Source organism: Streptomyces sp. MspMP-M5 (assembly GCF_000373585.1).
Taxonomy (GTDB): Bacteria; Actinomycetota; Actinomycetes; order Streptomycetales; family Streptomycetaceae; genus Streptomyces.
The window spans coordinates 1-1,652 of record NZ_KB891867.1; the positions used below are offsets into that span (position 1 = coordinate 1).

A 1,652-nucleotide genomic window follows, 5' to 3' on the forward strand; every position below is an offset into this window, starting at 1 on the left:
GGGCGAACAACTCGCCATCGCCACCCACAACGGCCCCACCACCACAGTCGTCTCCGGCGACACCCAGGCACTCGACGAGCTCCTCGCCCACTGCGAGCAGCACGCCCTGCGCGCCCGGCGTGTCCCCGTCGACTACGCCTCGCACTGCGCCCAGGTAGAGGAGCTCAGAGACGAGCTGCTGGTGGCGCTCCAAGGCATCGTCCCCGGAACCGCCGACGTTCCTTTCCACTCCACGGTCACCGCCACCCCCCTCGACGGCACTCGGCTCGACCCCGAGTACTGGTACGGCAACCTGCGGCACACCGTCCGCTTCGAGGAGACCGTTGCCGCGCTTCTGGCCGACGGCGACGCACTCTTCATCGAGGTGTCCCCGCACCCGGTGATGACCGTCGGCATCGCACAGACCACCGAAGCTCTCGGCACCGTCCGTAGTCACGGTCTGCCCACCCTGCGCCGCTCCGAAGGCGGCCCCCACCGCTATCTCGCCTCCCTCGCGGCCGCCTGGATCCACGGTGCGCCGGTCAGCTGGGCCGCACTCCTCGACGGCACCGGCGCACGGCGCACGACCCTGCCCACCTACCCGTTCCAGCGGCAGCGCTACTGGCTGGAGGCAGAGACCGGAGCGGCTGATGCAGCGGGGCTGGGTCTGAGCGAGACCGGTCATCCGCTGCTGGCCGCGGCGGTGGGGCTGGCGGAGCGGGACGAGTATGTGTTCACCGGGCGGTTGTCGCGCCAGACCCACCCCTGGCTGGCAGATCATGCGGTGGCGGGAACGGTGTTGGTTCCCGGGACGGGGCTGCTGGAGCTGGCCCTGCACGCGGCCGGACAGGTCGGAAGCAGCGGGGTCGCCGAGCTCGCACTCGCCGCACCGCTCGTGCTGCCCGAACATGGGGGCGCACAGCTTCAGTTGACGGTCGGCGCGGCGGATGAGAGCGGGCAGCGCAGCATCGATGTGCACGCCCGGATCGACCATGCGGACGAGGACGGGCCGTGGACGTTGCATGCGCGCGGGGTGCTGGCCGGTGAAATTTCGGACTCCGCGCCCAGCGCCCTGACGTCCTGGCCACCGGCCGGGGCGGCGGAGGTGGATCTGACCGGTGCGTACGAGCGCCTGGCGGACCAGGGTTATGAGTACGGCCCTGCCTTCCAGGGCCTACGGCGCGTCTGGCGGAGCACGACCGACGGTGCGGTGTTCGCCGAAGTGGCCCTTGCCGATGAACTCCACGCCGACGCAGCCCGGTTCGATGTACACCCAGCCCTGTTGGACGCCGCCCTGCACACGCTGCTGCCGGGCGTGGTGGAGGACGACGCGCCGGCGGTTCTGCCGTTCTCCTGGTCCGGGGTCCGTGTGCATGCGGTGGGGGCTTCAATGCTGCGGGTCCGCCTGATCAGGACCGGGCCCGAGTCGGTTGCCTTGGATGTCGCCGATGCGACCGGGGCTCCCGTCGCCGCTGTGGAATCGCTCGCCACCCGGCCCCTTGCGTTGGACGCCCTCGAAGCCGCGGCAACGGCCGCGGTCGATGGCCTGTTCCATGTGCAGTGGCAGGCCGTGCCGGTACCGGCGAAGACGCCCTCCCCCACCGACGACTGGGCCGTCCTCGCCCCCCACACCGACCTCGGCATCGGCCACCACTACCCCGACCTGCACACCC

At 71.2% G+C, this 1,652-nt stretch carries 1 protein-coding gene; it reads left to right on the forward strand.

Features of this window, described 5'->3' with window-relative positions; translation table 11 throughout:
* Positions 1-1,652, forward strand: a 1,652-nt coding sequence (locus B073_RS39335; protein WP_037811140.1) for an acyltransferase domain-containing protein, incomplete at both ends; no start/stop codon positions are given.